The organism is Candidatus Symbiopectobacterium sp. NZEC135 (genome assembly GCF_025962695.1).
Genome location: NZ_JAGFPF010001181.1, coordinates 1 through 671, shown reverse-complemented (window position 1 = coordinate 671; position 671 = coordinate 1). Strand labels below are relative to the sequence as shown.

The following is a 671-nucleotide window of genomic DNA, read 5'->3' as shown; positions in this document are numbered from 1 at the left end:
CCTGGATAGGAGACATGGGACGGATGGCGTTGAGCAGCTATCTGTTGCAGACGCTGATCTGCACCCAGCTCTTTTATCACTGGGGCGGTTTTATGCAGTTCGACCGTTTGCAATTGCTGGGCATCGTGCCGTTTATCTGGTTGATTAACGGCTTGGCGGCACATTACTGGCTGCGTCATTTCGAACAAGGCCCACTGGAGTGGGGATGGCGACGCTTAACCAGGCTGATTGCCGGGCCTTCGCGCTAATCCGGTCACCCGCATTACGGTTGTTGCGGTGCCGAGTTACCGTTGGCGTCGGCGCTAGCGTCATGCTCTTTTTCTGCCGGTGGGTTGTCTAACGTGCTAAGCAATTCGGGCGGTACGGCGGGATAATCAGGTTCATCCTTGGCAATTTTGTGCTCCGCCGGGATCGGTACCAGCGGCCCCAGAAAGCGGGGTTCGCGTTTGAGAATGTAGAGATCGAACAGCGTACCAAGCCGGGCACCCACTTCACGCAGCCGGATTGTCATCATGTTTTTCGGCGAAGGCACCGCATAACACTGTGCCTGAATGCCCATATGCATGGCGATAAACAGCGCCCGTTCACAGTGGAAGCGTTGGGTAATAATCGTGAAATCGTTGGTATCAAACACTTTGCGCGTGCGCACAATCGAGTCCAGGGTTCGGAAC

1 protein-coding gene and 1 pseudogene are annotated in these 671 nt (G+C 55.4%); one reads left to right on the top strand and one right to left on the bottom strand.

What is annotated here, in order from left to right; genetic code table 11:
- A partial coding sequence (locus tag J5224_RS33205) for a DUF418 domain-containing protein (protein WP_264629155.1) occupies positions 1 to 248 on the top strand: 248 nt, incomplete at its 5' end.
- Positions 249 to 262: 14 nt separating this feature from the next.
- On the opposite strand, the pseudogene J5224_RS33200 reads toward J5224_RS33205, so the two are convergent.
- Positions 263 to 671 (bottom strand): annotated as a pseudogene (locus tag J5224_RS33200) (outer membrane permeability protein SanA); the annotation flags it as partial.